The sequence below is a fragment of the Rhizobium sp. 01N447_2 genome (genome assembly GCF_056399245.1).
Genome location: NZ_JBFTQY010000104.1, coordinates 1 through 17,713 on the forward strand (window position 1 = coordinate 1; position 17,713 = coordinate 17,713).

The 17,713-nt window shown below is 59.2% G+C and carries 16 protein-coding genes; 11 read left to right on the forward strand and 5 right to left on the reverse strand.

Annotation, left to right across the window (positions count from 1 at the left end):
• From AC1ECN_RS35670 to AC1ECN_RS35705, 8 genes are all read left to right on the forward strand, one after another.
• Positions 1–1,559 (forward strand): branched-chain amino acid ABC transporter ATP-binding protein/permease (locus AC1ECN_RS35670; RefSeq protein WP_477955679.1); only part of this gene is annotated, 1,559 nt, incomplete at its 5' end.
• Positions 1,549–2,256, forward strand: coding sequence for an ABC transporter ATP-binding protein (locus AC1ECN_RS35675; protein WP_477955681.1), 708 nt, complete (start codon positions 1,549–1,551; stop codon positions 2,254–2,256). The genes AC1ECN_RS35670 and AC1ECN_RS35675, both read left to right, overlap by 11 nt.
• Positions 2,257–2,395: 139 nt before the next feature.
• The gene (locus AC1ECN_RS35680) at positions 2,396–2,839 is read left to right on the forward strand and encodes a cupin domain-containing protein (protein ID WP_245279638.1); all 444 of its coding nucleotides are present in this window, start codon (positions 2,396–2,398) and stop codon (positions 2,837–2,839) included.
• A gap of 45 nt (positions 2,840–2,884) precedes the next feature.
• Positions 2,885–4,201: a phosphopyruvate hydratase gene (gene eno, locus AC1ECN_RS35685; protein ID WP_113546437.1), complete on the forward strand. Its 1,317-nt coding sequence runs from the start codon at positions 2,885–2,887 to the stop codon at positions 4,199–4,201.
• Between the two features lie 99 nt (positions 4,202–4,300).
• Positions 4,301–5,302, forward strand: coding sequence for a VOC family protein (locus AC1ECN_RS35690; RefSeq protein WP_029871525.1), 1,002 nt, complete (start codon positions 4,301–4,303; stop codon positions 5,300–5,302).
• 134 nt (positions 5,303–5,436) lie between these two features.
• Complete coding sequence (locus AC1ECN_RS35695; protein WP_080658169.1) at positions 5,437–6,576, forward strand: amino acid ABC transporter substrate-binding protein; 1,140 nt, start codon at positions 5,437–5,439, stop codon at positions 6,574–6,576.
• Positions 6,577–6,684: 108 nt separating this feature from the next.
• Entirely contained in the window at positions 6,685–7,803 is a 1,119-nt protein-coding gene (locus AC1ECN_RS35700; RefSeq protein ID WP_477955694.1) for an alcohol dehydrogenase catalytic domain-containing protein, read from the forward strand.
• 53 nt (positions 7,804–7,856) lie between these two features.
• Positions 7,857–8,408 carry an NADPH-dependent FMN reductase gene (locus AC1ECN_RS35705; RefSeq protein WP_029871522.1) on the forward strand — a complete coding sequence of 184 codons (552 nt, stop codon included), beginning with the start codon at positions 7,857–7,859 and terminating at the stop codon, positions 8,406–8,408.
• A gap of 333 nt (positions 8,409–8,741) precedes the next feature.
• Here AC1ECN_RS35705 and AC1ECN_RS35710 read toward each other — a convergent pair whose 3' ends face one another.
• From AC1ECN_RS35710 to AC1ECN_RS35730, 5 genes are all read right to left on the reverse strand, one after another.
• Positions 8,742–9,737: a phosphotransferase family protein gene (locus tag AC1ECN_RS35710; RefSeq protein WP_029871521.1), complete on the reverse strand. Its 996-nt coding sequence runs from the start codon at positions 9,735–9,737 to the stop codon at positions 8,742–8,744.
• A gap of 21 nt (positions 9,738–9,758) precedes the next feature.
• Entirely contained in the window at positions 9,759–10,844 is a 1,086-nt protein-coding gene (locus AC1ECN_RS35715) for a C-terminal binding protein (RefSeq protein ID WP_245279637.1), read from the reverse strand.
• On the reverse strand, positions 10,810–12,804 hold the full coding sequence (gene ppc, locus AC1ECN_RS35720) for a phosphoenolpyruvate carboxylase (RefSeq protein ID WP_477955685.1): 1,995 nt from the start codon (positions 12,802–12,804) through the stop codon (positions 10,810–10,812). Before ppc ends, AC1ECN_RS35715 begins: the two co-directional genes overlap by 35 nt.
• Entirely contained in the window at positions 12,719–13,528 is an 810-nt protein-coding gene (locus AC1ECN_RS35725; protein ID WP_477955686.1) for a phosphoenolpyruvate carboxylase, read from the reverse strand. The genes ppc and AC1ECN_RS35725 overlap by 86 nt, the downstream gene beginning before the upstream one ends.
• A gap of 217 nt (positions 13,529–13,745) precedes the next feature.
• Positions 13,746–14,672 (reverse strand): LysR family transcriptional regulator, encoded by a 927-nt coding sequence (locus AC1ECN_RS35730; RefSeq protein WP_477955687.1) that lies wholly within the window; start codon positions 14,670–14,672, stop codon positions 13,746–13,748.
• 117 nt (positions 14,673–14,789) lie between these two features.
• Between AC1ECN_RS35730 and AC1ECN_RS35735 the strand changes: the two genes are divergently transcribed.
• The 3 genes from AC1ECN_RS35735 to AC1ECN_RS35745 all read left to right on the forward strand — a co-directional run.
• Positions 14,790–15,965, forward strand: coding sequence for an acyl-CoA dehydrogenase (locus tag AC1ECN_RS35735; RefSeq protein ID WP_477955689.1), 1,176 nt, complete (start codon positions 14,790–14,792; stop codon positions 15,963–15,965).
• 58 nt (positions 15,966–16,023) lie between these two features.
• Positions 16,024–16,911, forward strand: coding sequence for a 3-hydroxybutyryl-CoA dehydrogenase (locus AC1ECN_RS35740; RefSeq protein WP_477955690.1), 888 nt, complete (start codon positions 16,024–16,026; stop codon positions 16,909–16,911).
• Positions 16,912–16,946: 35 nt separating this feature from the next.
• On the forward strand, positions 16,947–17,713 hold a 767-nt coding region (locus AC1ECN_RS35745), incomplete at its 3' end, for an NAD(P)/FAD-dependent oxidoreductase (RefSeq protein WP_477955692.1).

A 17,713-nucleotide genomic window follows, 5' to 3' on the forward strand; every position in this document is an offset into this window, starting at 1 on the left:
GGATTGGCGTCTACACAACCGCCACGCTGGCGACGCAGTTGTCGTGGCCTTTCGTCGCGACGATACCTGCTGCAGCACTGCTGGCGGCTGCGATCGCCGTCCTGATCGGCTTGGTTGTCTTTCGCTCCGGAGCTCTGCGTGGCGAGTTCTTCGCACTGCTGACGCTGTCCGTGACATTCGTTGTCGCGGCCATTGTGTCAAACACCCCGCTGGACTCGGGCACAGGCGTATTCCTCTCGGGAATCGAAATCCCGATGATCGGTGTGACGGCGTCCGGTTCCCTCTACATGTTCGGGCTTATCGCGGCTCTTGCTGCGCTGGCGACATCGTACTTCATCTTTCACAGCAAATTCGGTCAGGGCTTGCTCGCAATCCACGACGATGAAGACGTCGCAGAGGTGAAAGGCGTTCCGACATTTCGCTATAAGCTCATTTCGTTTGCTATATCGTCGGCACTTGCAGGCGGGATGGGTGCGATCCACGCCGTATATGTGGGCTACGTCACGGTTGGCGAGACCTTCGCGGTGACCGTTCCTCTCTATGTCGTGCTCATGAGCATTCTTGGCGGTGCTCGCCATTGGGCGGGGCCTGCGATCGGCGCGGTCATCATCACCGTGTTGCAGAGCGCTATCGTCAGCGGCGCTCATGCGGAATTCGGCCGTGCGGGCGTCGCTCTTGCGCTGATAGTTGTAATCCTCCTGCTGCCGTCCGGCATCGTTCCTAGCCTTATTCGCAGGTTTGCCGACAGGCGCGGCGGAATTGGCGCATCGGAGACGGCTGCTCAGGCCGTGACTCAGCTCGCGCCTCTAGCTGCAGCAGGTTCCGGTCCGGTGCTTCTCAAATGCGAGAATGTCACCAAATCCTTCGGCGGTATCCGCGCCTTGACCGGCGTGACGCTGGACGTTTGGCGCGGTGAAATCCTGGCTCTGGTTGGCCCGAATGGCTCCGGCAAGTCCACACTGATCAACATGATCAGCGGCCACTACGCCATGACCTCCGGTACGATCACACTGGAAGGCAAGGAGATTTCCGGTCGGTCACCACATCTGATCGCGCAGCAGGGCGTGGCGCGGACGTACCAGATTCCGCGCTTGTTCGATAATCTGACAGTCCTCGAAAACGTTCAGTTCTGCGCGAAATTTGGTAGCGCAGATGACATGGGCGCGGCTGCGGTCGACGCGGTTACCAGGGAGGCGCTCGCCTTTACCGGCCTGGCTGAGAAGGCCGGCGTGCTCCCCGCAGCATTGAACCTGCATGACCGAAAGTTTGTCGAATTCGCGAGAGCGCTGGCCGCAAAACCGCGTCTGCTCCTGCTCGATGAGGTGCTCTGTGGCTTGAATCCAGCCGAGGTCGACCACGCGGTTGAAATGATCAAGCGGATCAAGGCTGGCGGTACGACGATCATCTTCGTTGAACACCTCATGCGGGCGGTTGTCGCTTTGGCGGACCGTGTCGCTGTGCTGGATCAGGGTAAAGTTCTGGCGCTTGGGCATCCAAGCGAAACGATGAGAGATCCGGCTGTGGTCAGCGTATATTTGGGGGCCAGTCATGCTGCTTGAGGTCGATAAGATCGAGGTCGGCTACGGAGATGCGATTGCTCTGTGGGACCTGTCTATCAGTGTAAAGCCAGGCGAGATCGTTTCGGTCGTCGGTCCGAACGGGGCAGGGAAGAGCACGCTGGTTAATGCCATCGCCGGAATTCTCCGCCCGCACAAAGGAAAGATCGTTATCGAGGGTAACGACGTTTCCAAGGTGCCGAGCCATCGGGTCTGCGATTACGGCATAGCAGTGGTTCCGGAAGGGCGCCGTCTCTTCACGGCGATGACGGTCCTCGACAATCTGTTGCTCGGTGCGTACCGCTCGGTCGCTCGTGCGGAGCGCGACGCCACGCTCGCTGAGGTGTTTCAGCTTTTCCCTGTTCTGAAAGAGCGCCAGGATTCGTTGGCGGGCTCCTTGTCGGGTGGGCAGCAGCAAATGGTTGCGATCGGCCGTGGCCTGATGGCCAAGCCGCGCGTCTTGCTCATGGACGAGCCGTCGCTCGGGCTGTCGCCTTTGATCGTCGGGGAAATGTTCAAAATCATCCAGATGATCAATGAGCGAGGCGTAGCGGTGCTGCTCGTCGAGCAGAACGTGAACAAGGCGCTGGAAATTGCCCATCAGGCCTACGTGATCGAGCAAGGCCGCGTGACGGCCTCCGGAGCGCCGGAGGTTCTCATCAATGATCCAAGCATCAGGGAGGCGTATCTTGGAATCTGAAAATTCGAGCGGGAGAGTTCCCGTACATCTTCGGCGCGTCGTGACGGAACACGGCAGTCAGGGTGCTGCCAGGTTCGCTCAGGACGGCGCCGTTCCCCGCACGGACATATTCAGGACGGTCCCTGGATTGGTGTCGCGGATGATCTGGTCGACTTCGGCGTCCACGGCCATTCCATTCAATGGAACCGATCCAACTCCGCTGGTCGCAAGCTTCGTTCCGGAGCCCGGCGAAACGCGCTTTCTAGTGCTAACGTTCCCACCAGATGCTGTTTTTATGGCTCCGGATTTTGATGGGCCGGCCGCTCTCGCGGAAAATCTGGCGGTCAGTCCAGGCTTGGCCGAACGCTTCGAGCCGGATGGCAAACATCAAACGCCCACCGTCGACTATGGAATTGTTCTCGACGGCGAGATCTGGATGGAACTCGACGGTGGCAATGAGACCTGTTTGCGCCAGTTCGACGCCTTCGTACAGAACGGAACGCGTCACGCGTGGCGAAACAAGAGCGACAAACCGGCAACCATCGCCGTGGTGCTGGTTGGCGCACGGACCCCCGATATGACGGATTATGATGACGGCCTGTGAGGCCTAATGATCCAATTTCAATCTGACCTTGTGGACCAACTGAACATGACCAACACCGAAATCCGAAAAGTGCAGGGCCGTCGCGTCTGGGATTCCCGTGGCAGGCCCACCGTTGAGGTAGAGATCGAGCTGGCCTCCGGTGCGACCGGCCGGGCCATTGCACCCGCTGGTGCATCGACCGGCACTGGCGAGGCGCTCGACCTTCGTGACGGCGGCAGCGCCTTTGCCGGCCTGGGGATCAACAAGGCCCTGACTGCCGTCAACGGAGAAATCGCCAGATTGCTGGTTGGCCGGAATGCCAATGATCAAGCCGAGCTGGACCACGCCATCATCGAGCTGGATGGCACTCCGAACCGGAGCAGACTGGGTGGAAATGCATCGGTGGCAACATCGATGGCGTTGCTTCACGCGGCAGCCGCTGCGGCCGGCCAACCGATCTGGCGGTATCTCGCGGGCTCCGACAGGGGGATTACGATGCCACTGCCGGAAATCCAGATTTTTGGAGGCGGAGCGCATGCAGCACGCCGGGTAGACGTCCAGGATTTCATGGTCATGTGCCCTGCTGCCTCGACTTTCGCGGAGGCTCTGGAGTGGACCGCTGAAGTCTACCGCGCGGCAGGCGACATTATGAAACGTGCCGGAAAGCTCCAGGGCGTGGCGGACGAGGGAGGCTATTGGCCTGCCTTCACCAGCAATGAAGAAGCTCTCGATGCCTTGGTGCGTTCGATCGAGGCCGCCGGTCTGAAGCCCGGCGGCGAAGTCGTCATATCGCTCGACATTGCGGCCTCCGAATTCGGTCGTGAGGGTAAGTATTCGCTGGCATTGGAAGATCGGCAGCTCGATACGGCCGAGATGATCGACATGCTTGGCGGCTGGTTGAAGGCCTATCCTATCGTCTCTATCGAGGATCCGCTTGCTGAGGACGATCCGGATGGATTCAAGGAGTTTACCGCTCGATACGGCTCCAAATGCCAAATCATCGGCGACGACTTCTTCGTGACAAACGCGGCGCGGGTAACCGAAGCGATCAAGGATAAAAGCGCCAATGCGGTTCTGATCAAGCCGAACCAAGCGGGCACGATCACAGAGACGTTCGACGCGCTCTCCGTTGCCAAGAAAGCGGGCTTTCGGACAATTGTTTCGGCCAGATCCGGTGAGACGGAAGATGTGACGATCGCCCATCTGTCGGTCGGCTGGGATGCCAGGCAGCTCAAGGTCGGATCATTCTCACGCTCCGAGCGGATGGCCAAGTGGAACGAGGTTCTCCGTATCGAGGAGGCGCTTGGAAAAGAGGCTTCGTTCGCTGGCTGGTCGGCGCTAGACTTGGCTGAAAAGCCAGCCGCGGTTGCTGCTGTAGGTTAGATTTTGGATGGGCCGGTTGCGGGTCTCGCTCAATAACAGGCGTTGACAAAAGTGCCGGCTCTTTTATGCTAACGTTAGCAAAAAATAGATGAGGATGACATGCTTCCGGCTGTTAACTTGAAACCTCCCTTCAACATCACGCGCTTCAGCCACGTCGTGCTGGAAGTCAATGATGTGGAGCGTAGCCGAGATTTCTATCTCAATGTCGGCGGCCTGATTGAAACAGAATTCGCGGACGGTGTTTCATACCTTCGCGGATTGTCCGAGGCCTGCCATCACAGTCTCGTGCTCGCACCTGCCGGCGGGAAGCCGACGTGCAGGCGGATCGGTTACCGGGTGTTTCTGGAGGAGGACCTCGACAAGGCCAAGTTCTTCTTTGATGAGAAGGGGCTTCCGGCGGAATGGGTCGAAGTTCGAAATCAAGGGCGGACCCTGCTCGTCAGCGACCCGTCGGGTGCTCGCATCGAGCTTTGCTCCAGTATGAGTGTCCATCCCCGTAAGTTCCTCGAGGTGCATGAACATCGTGGCGCCCGAGCCCAGGGGCTCGATCATTGCCAGATCATGGTCGCCGATCCGTTGGGTCTAAGCGCGTTCTACGGCGAACTCGGTTTCCGGACTTCGGAATATATCGCGGCCGGCGACAATCTCATTGCGAACTTCATGTATCGCAAGGGTGTCTGCCTCGATCTGGCGTTGGTGCCGGGCATCGGCCCGCAGTTGCATCATTTTGCTTATACGGTTCGCGAAAGCAGCGACATCTTCGCCGTATGCGATTTTGCCAGCCGTTATGGCTATGGGGACAGYGTTGAACGCGGACCCGGACGCCATGGCCCTTCCGGAGTCCTGTTCGTCTACCTGCGCGATCCCGATGGACACCGGGTGGAGTTCTTCAACAATCACTACACCACGATAGACGCGGAATTGGAGCCCATTCGTTGGGACGCGGCAGCCCTTAGCACCAATGTCCATTGGGGAATGCCGGCCGTCTCGAAGTGGTTCTTCGAGGCCAGCGAATTTACGGGAGTACCGCTGGAGCACCCCGAGAAAATGCCGAACCCCATGACGCTGGAACGCTACGCAGAGGGGCTGGCAAAGAGCTGAGACCTGCCGCCGGCGGCAGAAACTGATGATGACATGCCGGAAGCATCTGGGAGGATGAGATGAGTGCGAATTCCATTATACTGAATAGACGAACATTCCTCGGGTCTGCAGCCGCGGTAGCAGCTTTCAGCTCGATGCCGAGGGTTTTTGCCCAAGAAGGGCCGATCCGCGTCGGCGGAACGCTGCCGTTAACGGGCCCGCTTGCGGGCGTAGGCGCAATCCACAAGCTTGCCGCAGAGGTGTTCGTCGAACAGATCAACGCCAAAGGCGGTATTCTCGGACGAAAGGTGGAGTTCGTCCTTCTCGACGACCAATCGCTGCCCGCCAATGCCCGAACGCTCTATGAGCGCCTGGTGACCGCCGATAAGGTCGATCTCCTGATGGGGCCCTATGGCACGTCTTCGATCATCGCAGCAATGGGCGTTGCCGCTCGGTTTAAGAAGATGCTGGTTCAGAGCAGCCTCGGGGACCCGAGTCTCGCGCCGTATCCGCTGCAGTTCCCATCTCTTCCGATCGGTGCCGAGCCGCAATCGGCGGATACCGAGGTTGTTCTCGATGCCTATGCGAGCCTGCCGACCCCTCCCAAGACGATCGCCTTCGTCACGAGCAAATTCCCGTCGGCCCTGACGATCGCCAAGGGCGGCCAGCAAGTTGCTGAGAAGCGTGGCATCGAGAACGTGCTGGACCTTGAATACGAGTTCGGAACCAAGGACTTCGGCGCAATCGCGAACCGCATCAAAGCGGCTGATCCGGACCTGCTGTGGTCCGGTGCGATCGGCATGGAGGCAGTGCAGCTTCTCGATGCAATGGGCCGGATCGATTACCAGCCCAGGAACCAATTCTATCTGTTCCCGGCACCCGGCCCGACCGCAGCTCACCCCAAAGCGAACGGCTTGACATCGCTGACCTGGTTTGAAGAGCACGAGCCGTTCCTCAGATATCACGGCGCCCAGGAATTCGTAAGCGCTTATGACAGCAAGGCGAAGGCGGCGGGTTTCCCCTATCCGCGTACGGAGTATCAGGCTGCGGTCGAATATGCTGCGTGGCAAATCCTTGCAGCGGCAGCAGAAGGGGCAGGGAAATTGGACGACGCCGCGATGGCTGCGTGGTTGCGCTCGAATAGCGTCGAGACGGTCGTCGGGCCAAGGACTTTCGACGGCAAGTTCAATGCCGGGAAGCAATCGACGAAACTCAAGCAAGTTCAAGGAAAGGATTGGGTGACTGTCTGGCCTGCGGATTTCCGACCGGCTGGGAAGGAGTTTCTGGTCCCCTGACGAATGCCGCTCGGCACTGTGCCGCGCACCTGTCTGAAACTGCAAAAAATGCATTCGGTCGGGCACGGTCCGACCGATGTCCCTATGGAGGAGTTAATGGTTAAGACTATGATCGCCGCTCGGCTGCATGCTCTGCATCAGCCGATGTCGCTGGACGAGATTCCGGTTCCCACGCCCCGGCCCAACGACGTCCTGGTGCAGGTCAGGGCCTGCGGTATCGTGCCCAACATGGCCAACGTCATCAATAATTGGCCAACCTGGTTCCCCCACCAGCCACTGCCGAAGTTTCCGGCAGTGTTTGGCTTGGACCCAGCCGGGGTCGTCGCCGAAGTCGGCGAGGCGGTCACCAATGTCAAAATTGGCGACCGTGTCTATGTAAGCCCTCTCAGATCCTGCGGTTCTTGCAAGGCGTGCCGGTCAGGCAACCGCAGCCAATGCCGCTACTACACCTTGAATGGGTACTTCAGCACCAGCCGCGATGGTCAAAGAATCTTTGATCTTTATCCGTACGGCGGCTTCAGCCAGTTCATGACCGCCCCGGAATACTCGCTCGTGTGCCTGCCGGATAACCTCAGTTTCGAGCAGGCCGGCCGCTTCGGTTACCTCGGTACATCCTACGGCGCCCTGAAGAATGCACAGGCTGGACCTGGCCAGGCCTGCCTCATCGACGGGATCACCGGTACGCTTGGCGTCGCGGCAACCAAGCTCGGTCTTGCGATGGGGATCTCCAAAATTCTGGGCACCGRCAGAAGCAGGGAATTGCTGGACCGCGTAAAAGCCATCGCTCCTGACCGCATCGACACCATCGTGCTCGGCGAAGGCTCGACCGGAGAATGGGCGAAGGCCCAAACCGGCGGCGAGGGAGTGGACTTCGTTATCAGTGCGCTGGGTGCAAGAGCCCCCGCCGCGACCGTGGTCGACTCCATGCGCGGAGTTCGTCGGGGCGGCCGCGTGGTTGTCGTTGGCGGCGTCGCAGAAGATGTTCCGGTCGACGTGAAGTGGCTGATGGACGAGCAAGTTCAGCTCATCGGCTCGAACTGGTTCAGCGCTGCGCAGGGGCAGGAAATGGCAGACATGGTCCGCACCGGTGTGCTCGACCTGTCGTATCTCGAGCACAAGATCTATCCGCTTGAGCGGGTGAACGAAGCCATATCAGGCATTGGCGAACGCGATGGCGGCTTCAGCAACTATGTGGTCATTCCTCCGGTCCCTGCCTCTTATCAATAACAATCATCGGCGCCGGCTATCGCCGGCGCGTCCCTCACGCGAGAAGAGAGAACATGTCCAAGAAAGATATCGCGGTCCTTGTCGGAAGCCTTCGTCAGGCTTCGATCAACCTGAAGTTCGCCCGCGCGATGCAGAAAGTGGCGCCCGACGGACTGAACCTGGAAATCGTACCGATCGGCGACCTTCCGCTCTATAACCAGGACTTGGAGACGGAGACGCCGCCGACGGAATGGACATCCTTCCGTGAGCGCATCAAGGCTTGCGATGGCGCAATCTTCGTGACGCCTGAATACAATAGATCCGTACCCGCGGCATTGAAGAACGCGATCGAAGTCGGTTCTCGCCCGTTCGGAAAAAGCGTGTGGGATCACAAGCCCGGTGCGGTGACTGGAGCTTCTCCCGGTCTCATTGGCGGCGCAGCAGCGGCACTTCAGCTCAGGGTTATCCTGACCAACATCAACGTGCCGGCCATGCCCCAGCCTGAAGTTTACCTGAGCACGGCCGACAAATTAGTGGGCGATCACGGGGTGTTCCTCAATGAAGGAACCCAGAAGTTCATCGAGAGCTTCCTGGTTGCTTTCGAAAGCTGGGTCGCTCGGTTCTGAGCCGAGGCAGATGTAAAGTCTTTATCCGCCATCGCGAGACCAGCGCGATGGCTTTTTATACTCTCTTTTAATGAATGCACCGCTTTCCCGATGAGCCCGGTATTTTCCCGGGCGAAGCCTCAGCTGACAGGCGAAACCTCAGCGGCGTATGCTGCTCGACCGCCCGATTTGACGCGTGAKCGCCGCGTCGCGAGTGTCATGTCGGGTTTGTCATGGTGGTGGGAATTCTCGCCCGAAAGTCGTTCTTTCGCTCTTCTGACCACTCCACAAGGGCCGCGCGGTTATCGGCGCAGCGGCAAAGAAAAATGCCGCTGCCTGAGGAGTGGGGTTCCGTCATGGAAACCAGGCCTGCGCTACGTCAGCCAGCTTTTGCCGAGGTGATGCGATCAGCGGGATGGCGGCTTTGCGGACCGTTTCGCGCTGGCATTCGTCGGTTATGTATTCGACGGGCGATTTGCCGTCGACCCGGGCGAGGAAGAGAGCGGGCAGCAAGCTTGCGGCCCGAGCCTCGAGAGCGTCCCGATCCTCCCAATCGACCTGATCCAGGTAGGCCGCCGTCAACGCCGCGAATGACGATGCGAGCTCAGATGCGACCTTTCCAACAACAATCTTCTTCAACAAGAGATGGTTGAGGCAGAAGGCGAGGTCGAAAGCCGGGTCACCAAACCAGGCGCATTCGGCATCCAGGAACACAGGGCCGTTCTTGCCCAGCAGAATGTTCTTCGGGCTGACGTCGCCGTGGACAAGCGCCAGCTTTGTTTCGGCCGTGCGCTGAACCAGCTCTGCGAGGCGATCGCTGACGAAGGGATGTTTGGCGGCGGTCGCCACCAGATATGGCTCGAGCCGAAGCGCATAGAAGTTCGATCCGGAATCGAACTTTTCCGGCAACCCCGATATACGGGCACTGACGGAATGGATCTGTCCAATCCGCCGGCCCGTTAGTTCTGCCGCTTTTCGGTCAACGCTTCCGTGGAGCAGGTCGGTCTTCCACAGCGGATACTGATCGCCGGGAAGAAACTCCATTGCGAAGACGCCAGACGACGCGTCGTGTGCGAGAGGCTTCGGGACGGCAGAAGGGAAGTGCTGCGCCACGAAGGAAATCCAGTTCCATTCGTATACATTTCTCGACACCGGCGCCTGCCAATCGGCGGATACCTTGAGCTTGGCAAGTGCGCGTTTCACACAGATCAACCGGCCGGGAAGCTCCACACGGTAGATATCCGAAGAAACACCACCCGTCAGTGGCTTGTAGATCGCCTCCTCGGAAGCGCCCCTCAAACCGCTCTTCAGCAAGAACTCATCGAAAATCGTCATCTCATCTACAGACATGAACCCAGTGTCCTTGCGGCATTAGCGGCGGGGGCTGTTGCGGGGTTGTTCAGGCTTCTCTCCGCAGAGAACCCTGACGACCTCCTCCGCCGCCCGGCGACGCAGCTCGATCAGCGAAGCATCCGAGGAGAAGGCGACGTGCGGAGTGATCATCGCGCCGGGATGAGTGATCAGCTCCGGTGGAACGCGTGGTTCATCCTCGAGGACGTCGAGGCCGACGCCGCTCAGAATGCCGGAGTCCAAGCCTTCGATCACGGCGGCAGTATCGACAACGCCGCCTCGGCTGACATTGATCAGCAGGCTTCCGCGACGCATCTTCGAGATGGCGTCCCTGTTGATCAGATGACGCGTCGCCGGCGCGAGCGGCGCATGGACGATGACGATATCGCTCCTGGCCAGAAGCGTATCGAAGTCGGCCAACTCCACATCCGCAGGAATATTCGAGGCATGGGGATCGTAGGCTAGCACCCGGCATCCGAGCGCCTGCATTTTTGCTGCCGTTGCACGACCGATGCGGCCAAAGCCAACGATGCCGCAGGCCAGCTCCGAAAGCCGGCGGAGATTTGCCGAAGCCGGGTCCCAGCGCCCGCCGCGAACTTCGCGATCGAAGTGGATCAGGCCGCGGGCCCAGGCAATCGCAAAACCCACGGCGTGGTCAGACACTTCTGCAACGCAGTAATCGGGAACATTCGTGACCCATATCCCCCGCTCCGTCGCTGCATCGACTGCAATATTGTCGAGGCCAACTCCGAGGCGAGCGACGATCTTGAGGTTGGGAGACGCAGCAATTGCCGTCTCGCTGACTTGAGCCCAGCAGGTCAGAATCGCGTCCGGCTGATGCTTTGCAGCCAAAGCGTCGATCTCAGCAGGTGGAGACGGCTCGGCCGGACCGCTGACGAGGGTGAACCCGGCTTGCTCGATTACCTCCCGCTCCACTTTGTCATCCGGCCAGGCGTAGTCCGTCAACAGCACGGTCCGTGTCATGAATTTCCTCCCAGTTTGTGCGAACGTTAGCGCACCATCTTTGTCAAGGTCAAGAAAAATAGCCCTACGCCATCCGCATTGGCGCTCGTTACCCGCTGTTTCGTAGCCCTGCTGCAATTCCATTGATGGTCAGATGCAGCGCCTCTTCAGTGTCCTGATCGCCTTCTCCGGTACGGTGGCGGCGAAGAAGGTCGATCTGCATGTGGTTAAGCGGATCGAGGCAGGGAAAGCGATGATGGATCGACTGCTTGAGTGCCGGATTGTTTTCGAGCAGCGAGGTCTGATCCGTTATGGAAAATAGCGCAGCTGTCGTCGCTTCCCATTCGTCTTTTATGCGTGCGAAAATTTTCTCATGGGTGAATGCATCAGGGGTGAGGCCCACATACCGCGCCGCGATCGCCATGTTGGTCTTGGCCAACACCATCTCCATGTTCGCAATCAGTGTCTGGAAGAAAGGCCAGTCCCGGTGCATTCCCTGAAGAATTTGCAATCCGTCGGGGTGTTCGGCCAGCCATTGTCGCACGGCCGAACCGAATCCAAACCAACCTGGCAACATCATGCGGCTCTGCGACCAGCCGAACACCCAGGGTATCGCACGCAGGTCTTCGATGCGACGCGACGAGCTGCGTGAGGCTGGGCGGCTGCCAATGTTCAGTTTTGCGATTTCGCCGATGATCGTTGCTTCCCAGAAGAATCGTTCAAATCCCTCGGTCTCGTAAACCAAACGGCGATAGGCGCCAAAGGCCAGGTCGGACAGTTCCTCCATGGCGCCAAGATATTCGGGATCCGGCTCTTGTGCGTCGGAAGGCAGCAAGGACGCTTCCAGCGTCGCGGCGATCAGAAGTTCGAGATTCCGACGACCTAGTGCCGGATTGGAATATTTCGCCGCAATGACTTCACCTTGCTCCGTCAGCCGGATCGATCCGGCAACCGCGCCAGGGGGCAGGGCGGTGATGGCTTCATAGCTTGGGCCGCCACCGCGGCCCACGGAGCCGCCGCGACCGTGAAACAAGCTGAGGCGAACGCCTTCACGCTCAAAGAGTTGGATGAAGGACGTTTCTGCCTTATACAGTTCCCACCCCGAAGTCAGATAACCGCCATCCTTGTTGCTGTCCGAATAGCCGAGCATAATTTCCTGTTTGCCGCCGAGCGCTTCCACATATGTCCGATAGGCTTCGACGGCCAAAACTGTTTGCATCACGTCATGCGACCTTCGAAGATCCGAGATCGTTTCGAAAAGCGGTATGATGTTGATTGACGCCGCTTCGGGCTCATTGGGCCGGAACAGCCCCGCCTCACGGAACAGGACCATGACCTCCAGAAGGTCGCAAGGGCTTCCGGCCTTCGAAATGATGTAATTGGGGATGCTGACGCGGCCATAGTGCTTATGGGCTTCGGCAGCTTCACGCAGCACGGAAAGCTCCGACACCGTTTCGGCCGAATAAGTCCTGAGCGGTGTCATCAGCAGCTGGGCAGACCGTAGTTCCTCGGTGAGCAAGCGGATCTTGTCACTCTCGGCTAACGCCTCGTAACGTGTGCCAGGCCGCACGTTCTCGAAAAGCTCATGAACAACCCGTTGATGAACCTCGGAATTCTGTCTCAAATCCAGACTGACAAGGTGAAAACCGAAGACGTCTACGGCGCGTTGGAGCCTGCGCAGTTTTCCGGTGGCGATCTTTTCTGCGCCATTGGCTGTCAGGGATTTGCTGATCGTCGCCAGGTCTTTGGCGAATTCGGCAGGGCACAGGTAGGAAGGGGCCGCCGCCACAGGTTCGCGAACCAGTTCCGTGCTGCCGAACTTACGTGCCGTGGCCGTCAGGCGCGCATACATGCCTGAGATTGCCAGGCGATATGGCTCGTGTCGGCGCCGCTCCGATCTGTCGGGGGAGTCGGCCGCGAGGCGCTGAAGCTCCTGCGAGACTTTCACATACCGGTCATCCAAGGAAAGTTCGGCGCCGAGGCTATGCAGCTCGCCGAGATAGAACGAGAAAACTCTCTCACTCTGCAACCGGAGCGCCTCCCTCAGGGTTTCTCCGTTGACATAGGGATTGCCATCCCGGTCGCCACCGATCCAGGAGCCCATGCGCAGGAATGGCGGCCGCGTCCTCGCCGAAACTCCAGGGTGAGTCTCGAAGCTGATTTTCGAGAATCTCGTACACCTCCGGGATCACCCGGAAAATGGTGCTGTCGTAATAGGACAAGCCATTGAGGATTTCATCTACAACCTGAAGCCGCCGCCCCCGAAGGCTGTTCGTTTGCCAAAGCGTCGTCGTCGCCCTTTCCAAATCCTCCTTATGCCGACCTATCTCCTGCTCAATCAGGCCGGCTTGGTCGAGCTCAGTCAGGCATCGTGCAAGCTCCTGCTCGATTTCGATAACGCTCTTGCGCCGAACCTCGGTTGGGTGCGCTGTGAAGACGGGCGAGACGACCGCTTCAAGAAGCAGTTTGCGGATATCTTCTGCCTTGACCCCGGCCGCAGCCAGAACGGAAAGCGATCTGGCAATTGTTCCCGGCATGGCGGGTTCATGATCGACGATGCTGAAGCGCTGCATCCTGGCTTGGTGTGCGTCTTCGGCAATGTTCACGAGTTGAGAGAACTGGCTGAATGCGCGGATCACGCGCTTGAGGGTCCGGGGAGGCATTTCTGCACAAAAGAGGGCGAGCTTGTCGTTCAGGTGCCGTCCGGCCTTTCTATGGCCGGCAACCGAGAGAGTGCGGACCTGTTCCACGATCTCACGGGCCTCCTTGCCGTCGCTTGCTTCGATAGCCTCGCACAGCAGGCGGCCGAGCAGCCGAACGTCCTTCACCAGAGCCCTGCTGGCCGTGAGGCGTTTCCCCTGCATGCTTGCTTTGCGTAATTGAAGGTGCAAATGCGCATTCCTTGTGCTAACGTTAGCACAAACTGGCAGGATTTAACCGAGGAGTCAAGTAACACGCGCAAACGAACAGGAGCGAGAAGCCGAACGAGCGACGACGCCTCTGACGATGTTCCAGATTATCGAAGGTGTCTCAGGTGTGGCTTCATCAACCGCCGCTACCTGCCGATCCGCCTTCCTGGTAGCGCGCGACCTCTTCCAGCAGCCATGCGCGGAACGCCACGACAGGACGGAAGTCCTTCCTGCTCAGTGGCGCGACCGCATAATAGGCGCTGGTGCTTTTGACCTGATGTGGAAAGGCTTGAACGAGCTGACCATTTGCGAGCTCGGAGTCGATGAGGAAAAGCGGCATCAACGCGAGCCCCAGTCCGGCAATGCAGGCCTGGGCCACGTTGCTGAACTGTTCGAACCGCATGGCCTGCGATGGGGTGCCGTTGACTTGGAGGCTTTCAAAAAAATGGCTCCAGGCCCCAGGACGGGACGCCATCTGCAGCAGCGGCAGGCGAAGCAGATCTTCGGCCCTCGCGATGGGATGGGAACTGAGAAAGGACGGGGACGCGATCGGCGCTACCATCTCTTCCATAAGAAATATGCTTTCCGCACCGGGCCAATCGGGCTGGCCGATATGAATCGCCATATCTATGTCGTCGCGGTCGAAATCGAACACGCCTATGCGCGTGGCGAAATTCAACGTGATCTCGGGGTGTCTGGCGACAAATCGCGGAATGCGTGGCATCAGCCAGCGGGTGCCAAATGTCGGCAAGATGGCAAGATTGAGTTGATCGCTATGTTGTTTGGTCATGGCCTGCAGTGAAGCGGAACGGATTTCCGCCAAAGCGCTGGCAATAGCCCTGGAATAGTCTGTGCCCGCCTCCGTGAGATTGACGCCACGGCTGGTACGCTCGAACAGTAAAACGCCGAGTTGTTCTTCCAGCGTCGCGATCTGCCGACTGATCGCTCCCTGCGTCAGGGAAAGCTCCTGTGCTGCCGCAGAGAAGGTGCCCAGCCGCGCGACGGAATCGAACGCTGCGAGAGCCGAGGTGGAGGGAAGGAGCCTTCGCGAGAGGTTTGCCATCAGCTATTACTATAGCTCATGGGCCGATGAGTAAACCTCGCTTTCTCAATCGTGAAAAAACGGCTTTAATTCCGTGAAATTCGAACTGCCAAAAACCTCAACGGGAGGACGACGATCTTGGCCTTTTCTTGGAACGACCCCTTTCTGCTCGACGACCAGCTGACCGAAGATGAACGGATGATCCGCGAGTCCGCTGCGGCTTTCGCAGAATCCGAACTCTTGCCGCGCGTCCAGGACGCCTATCTCGAAGAAGCGACCGACCCGGAGCTGTTCAGGTTGATGGGGCGGACGGGCCTTCTTGGGGTGACGCTGCCTGAAGAGTACGGGGCCGCGAACGCATCTTACGTTGCCTATGGTCTGGTCGCTCGCGAGGTGGAGCGTATCGACTCCGGATATCGTTCGATGATGAGCGTGCAGTCCTCGCTGGTCATCTATCCGATCTTCGCCTACGGCTCCGACGAGCAGAAGAAGAAGTATCTGCCGGGCCTCGTTTCGGGGGAACTGATCGGCTGTTTCGGCCTGACCGAGCCCGACGCGGGCTCGGATCCCGGCGGTATGAAAACCCGTGCCGAGAAAATCGAGGGCGGCTACCGATTGCGCGGCTCGAAGACGTGGATCTCCAACTCGCCGATTGCGGATGTCTTCGTCGTCTGGGCAAAATCTGAGGCTCACAACCACGAAATACGCGGCTTTGTTCTCGAAAAGAGCATGAGGGGCCTTTCGGCTCCGAAAATTGGCGGCAAGCTTTCCCTGCGTGCCTCGATCACGGGCGAAATCGTGATGGACGGTGTCGAAGTCACCGAGGATGCGCTTCTGCCCGGCGTTTCCGGCCTCAAGGGACCGTTCGGCTGTCTCAACCGCGCCCGTTACGGCATCTCCTGGGGCGCCATGGGCGCTGCGGAGGATTGCTGGTTCCGCGCTCGTCAATACGGTCTGGACCGCAAACAGTTCGGGAAGCCGCTTGCAGGGATGCAGCTGTATCAAAAGAAGCTCGCCGATATGATGACCGAAATCACGCTCGGACTGCAGGCCTCGCTTCGCGTTGGCCGCCTGATGGATGAGCACAAGATGGCCCCGGAAATGGTCTCGATCGTCAAGCGCAACAACTGCGGAAAGGCGCTTGAAATAGCGCGGCAAGCCCGGGATATGCACGGCGGCAACGGCATTCAGATCGAATATCATGTCATGCGCCACGCGCAGAACTTGGAGACGGTCAATACTTATGAAGGGACCCACGACGTCCATGCCCTGATCCTTGGGCGTGCCCAGACGGGCCTCCAGGCGTTCTTCTGATGCACCCAATCTATTCGGCGCGGACCGTCCTTCAACCTCCGGATCAACGAGAGGCACTATGCCTATAAAGAATAAGGTTTCTAACGTCGCCGTCATTGGCGCCGGCCAGATGGGCACTGGGATCGCGCAAGTCGTGGCGAAACACGGGTATGAGGCACTGGTTTACGATCTCGACAAAAGTCGAATTCGCGCGAGCATCGAGGCGAGCGCCGGATATTTCGGACGCCAGGCGGAAACAGGCAAGATGCAGGGCGAAGCGGCTGAAAAGGCGATCTCCCGAATAAAGGGGGCGTTCTCCCTCGCGGATCTTGCGAGCGCCGATCTGGTCATCGAAGCAGTGAGCGAGAATGAAGGCATCAAGAGGAAGGTCTTTACGGACGTGTGCACCGTCCTGAAGCCCGACGCGATCTTGGCGACGAACACATCGTCGCTCTCCATAACGCGGCTCGCCGCGTCGACCGACAGGCCCAATCGTTTTATAGGGATACACTTCATGAATCCCGTACCCATTATGAAGCTGGTAGAGCTGGTTCGCGGCATCGGAACGGATCAGGAGACGTTCGCCATAGCCAAGGATTTTGCCGAATCCATCGGCAAAACTGTCACCGTCTCCGAGGATTTCCCGGCGTTCATCGTAAACCGCGTCCTTATCCCGATGATCAACGAAGCGATCTACACCCTGTATGAGGGTGTCGGAAACGTAGAAGCTATCGACACCGGCATGAAGCTCGGCGCCAACCATCCCATGGGGCCACTTGAACTGGCCGACTTCATCGGTTTGGACACATGCCTTTCCATCATGCAGGTCCTTCACGAGGGGCTGGCCGACAGCAAATACCGTCCGTGCCCGCTGCTGGTCAAATATGTCGAAGCGGGCTGGCTCGGTCGCAAGGCACAACGTGGGTTCTACGACTACAGGTACGAGCCGGCTCGGCCAACCCGTTGATCTCCCATTTCATTCAAACATCGAGATTTGTCAGCATGACCGAGACGACTGAGCTGCCCGAACGCGAGAGCATGGAATTCGACGTTGTGATCGTGGGCGCAGGCCCGGCTGGTCTTGCGGCGGCGATCCGGTTGAAGCAGGTCAATCCGGAACTGTCCGTCGTCGTGCTGGAGAAGGGCGCGGAAGTCGGCGCGCATATCCTCTCGGGCGCCGTCGTCGATCCGATCGGCATCGACCGGCTGCTGCCCGGCTGGCGCGACGAGGCCGATCATCCCTTCAAGACCAAGGTCAGCGCCGATCACTTCCTGCTGCTCGGCCCCGCCGGCTCCGTTCGCCTGCCGAATGTGCTGATGCCGCCCCTGATGAACAATCACGGCAACTATATCGTCTCGCTCGGGCTCCTCTGTCGCTGGCTGGCGACCAAGGCCGARGAACTCGGCGTCGAGATCTATCCGGGCTTTGCCGCAACCGAAGTGCTTTACAATGACGAGGGTGCGGTGATCGGTGTCGCCACCGGCGACATGGGCATCGAGAAGAACGGCGAGCCCGGCTCGAACTATACCCGCGGCATGGAACTGCTCGGCAAATATGTGCTGATCGKCGAAGGCGTGCGCGGCTCGCTCGCCAAGCAGCTGATCGCCAAGTTCAATCTGCAGAAAGACTGCGAACCGCAGAAATTCGGCATCGGCATCAAGGAGCTCTGGCAGGTCAAGCCGGAGAACCATCGGCCGGGCCTGGTGCAGCACTCCTTCGGCTGGCCGCTCGGCATGAAGACCGGCGGCGGCTCCTTCCTCTATCACCT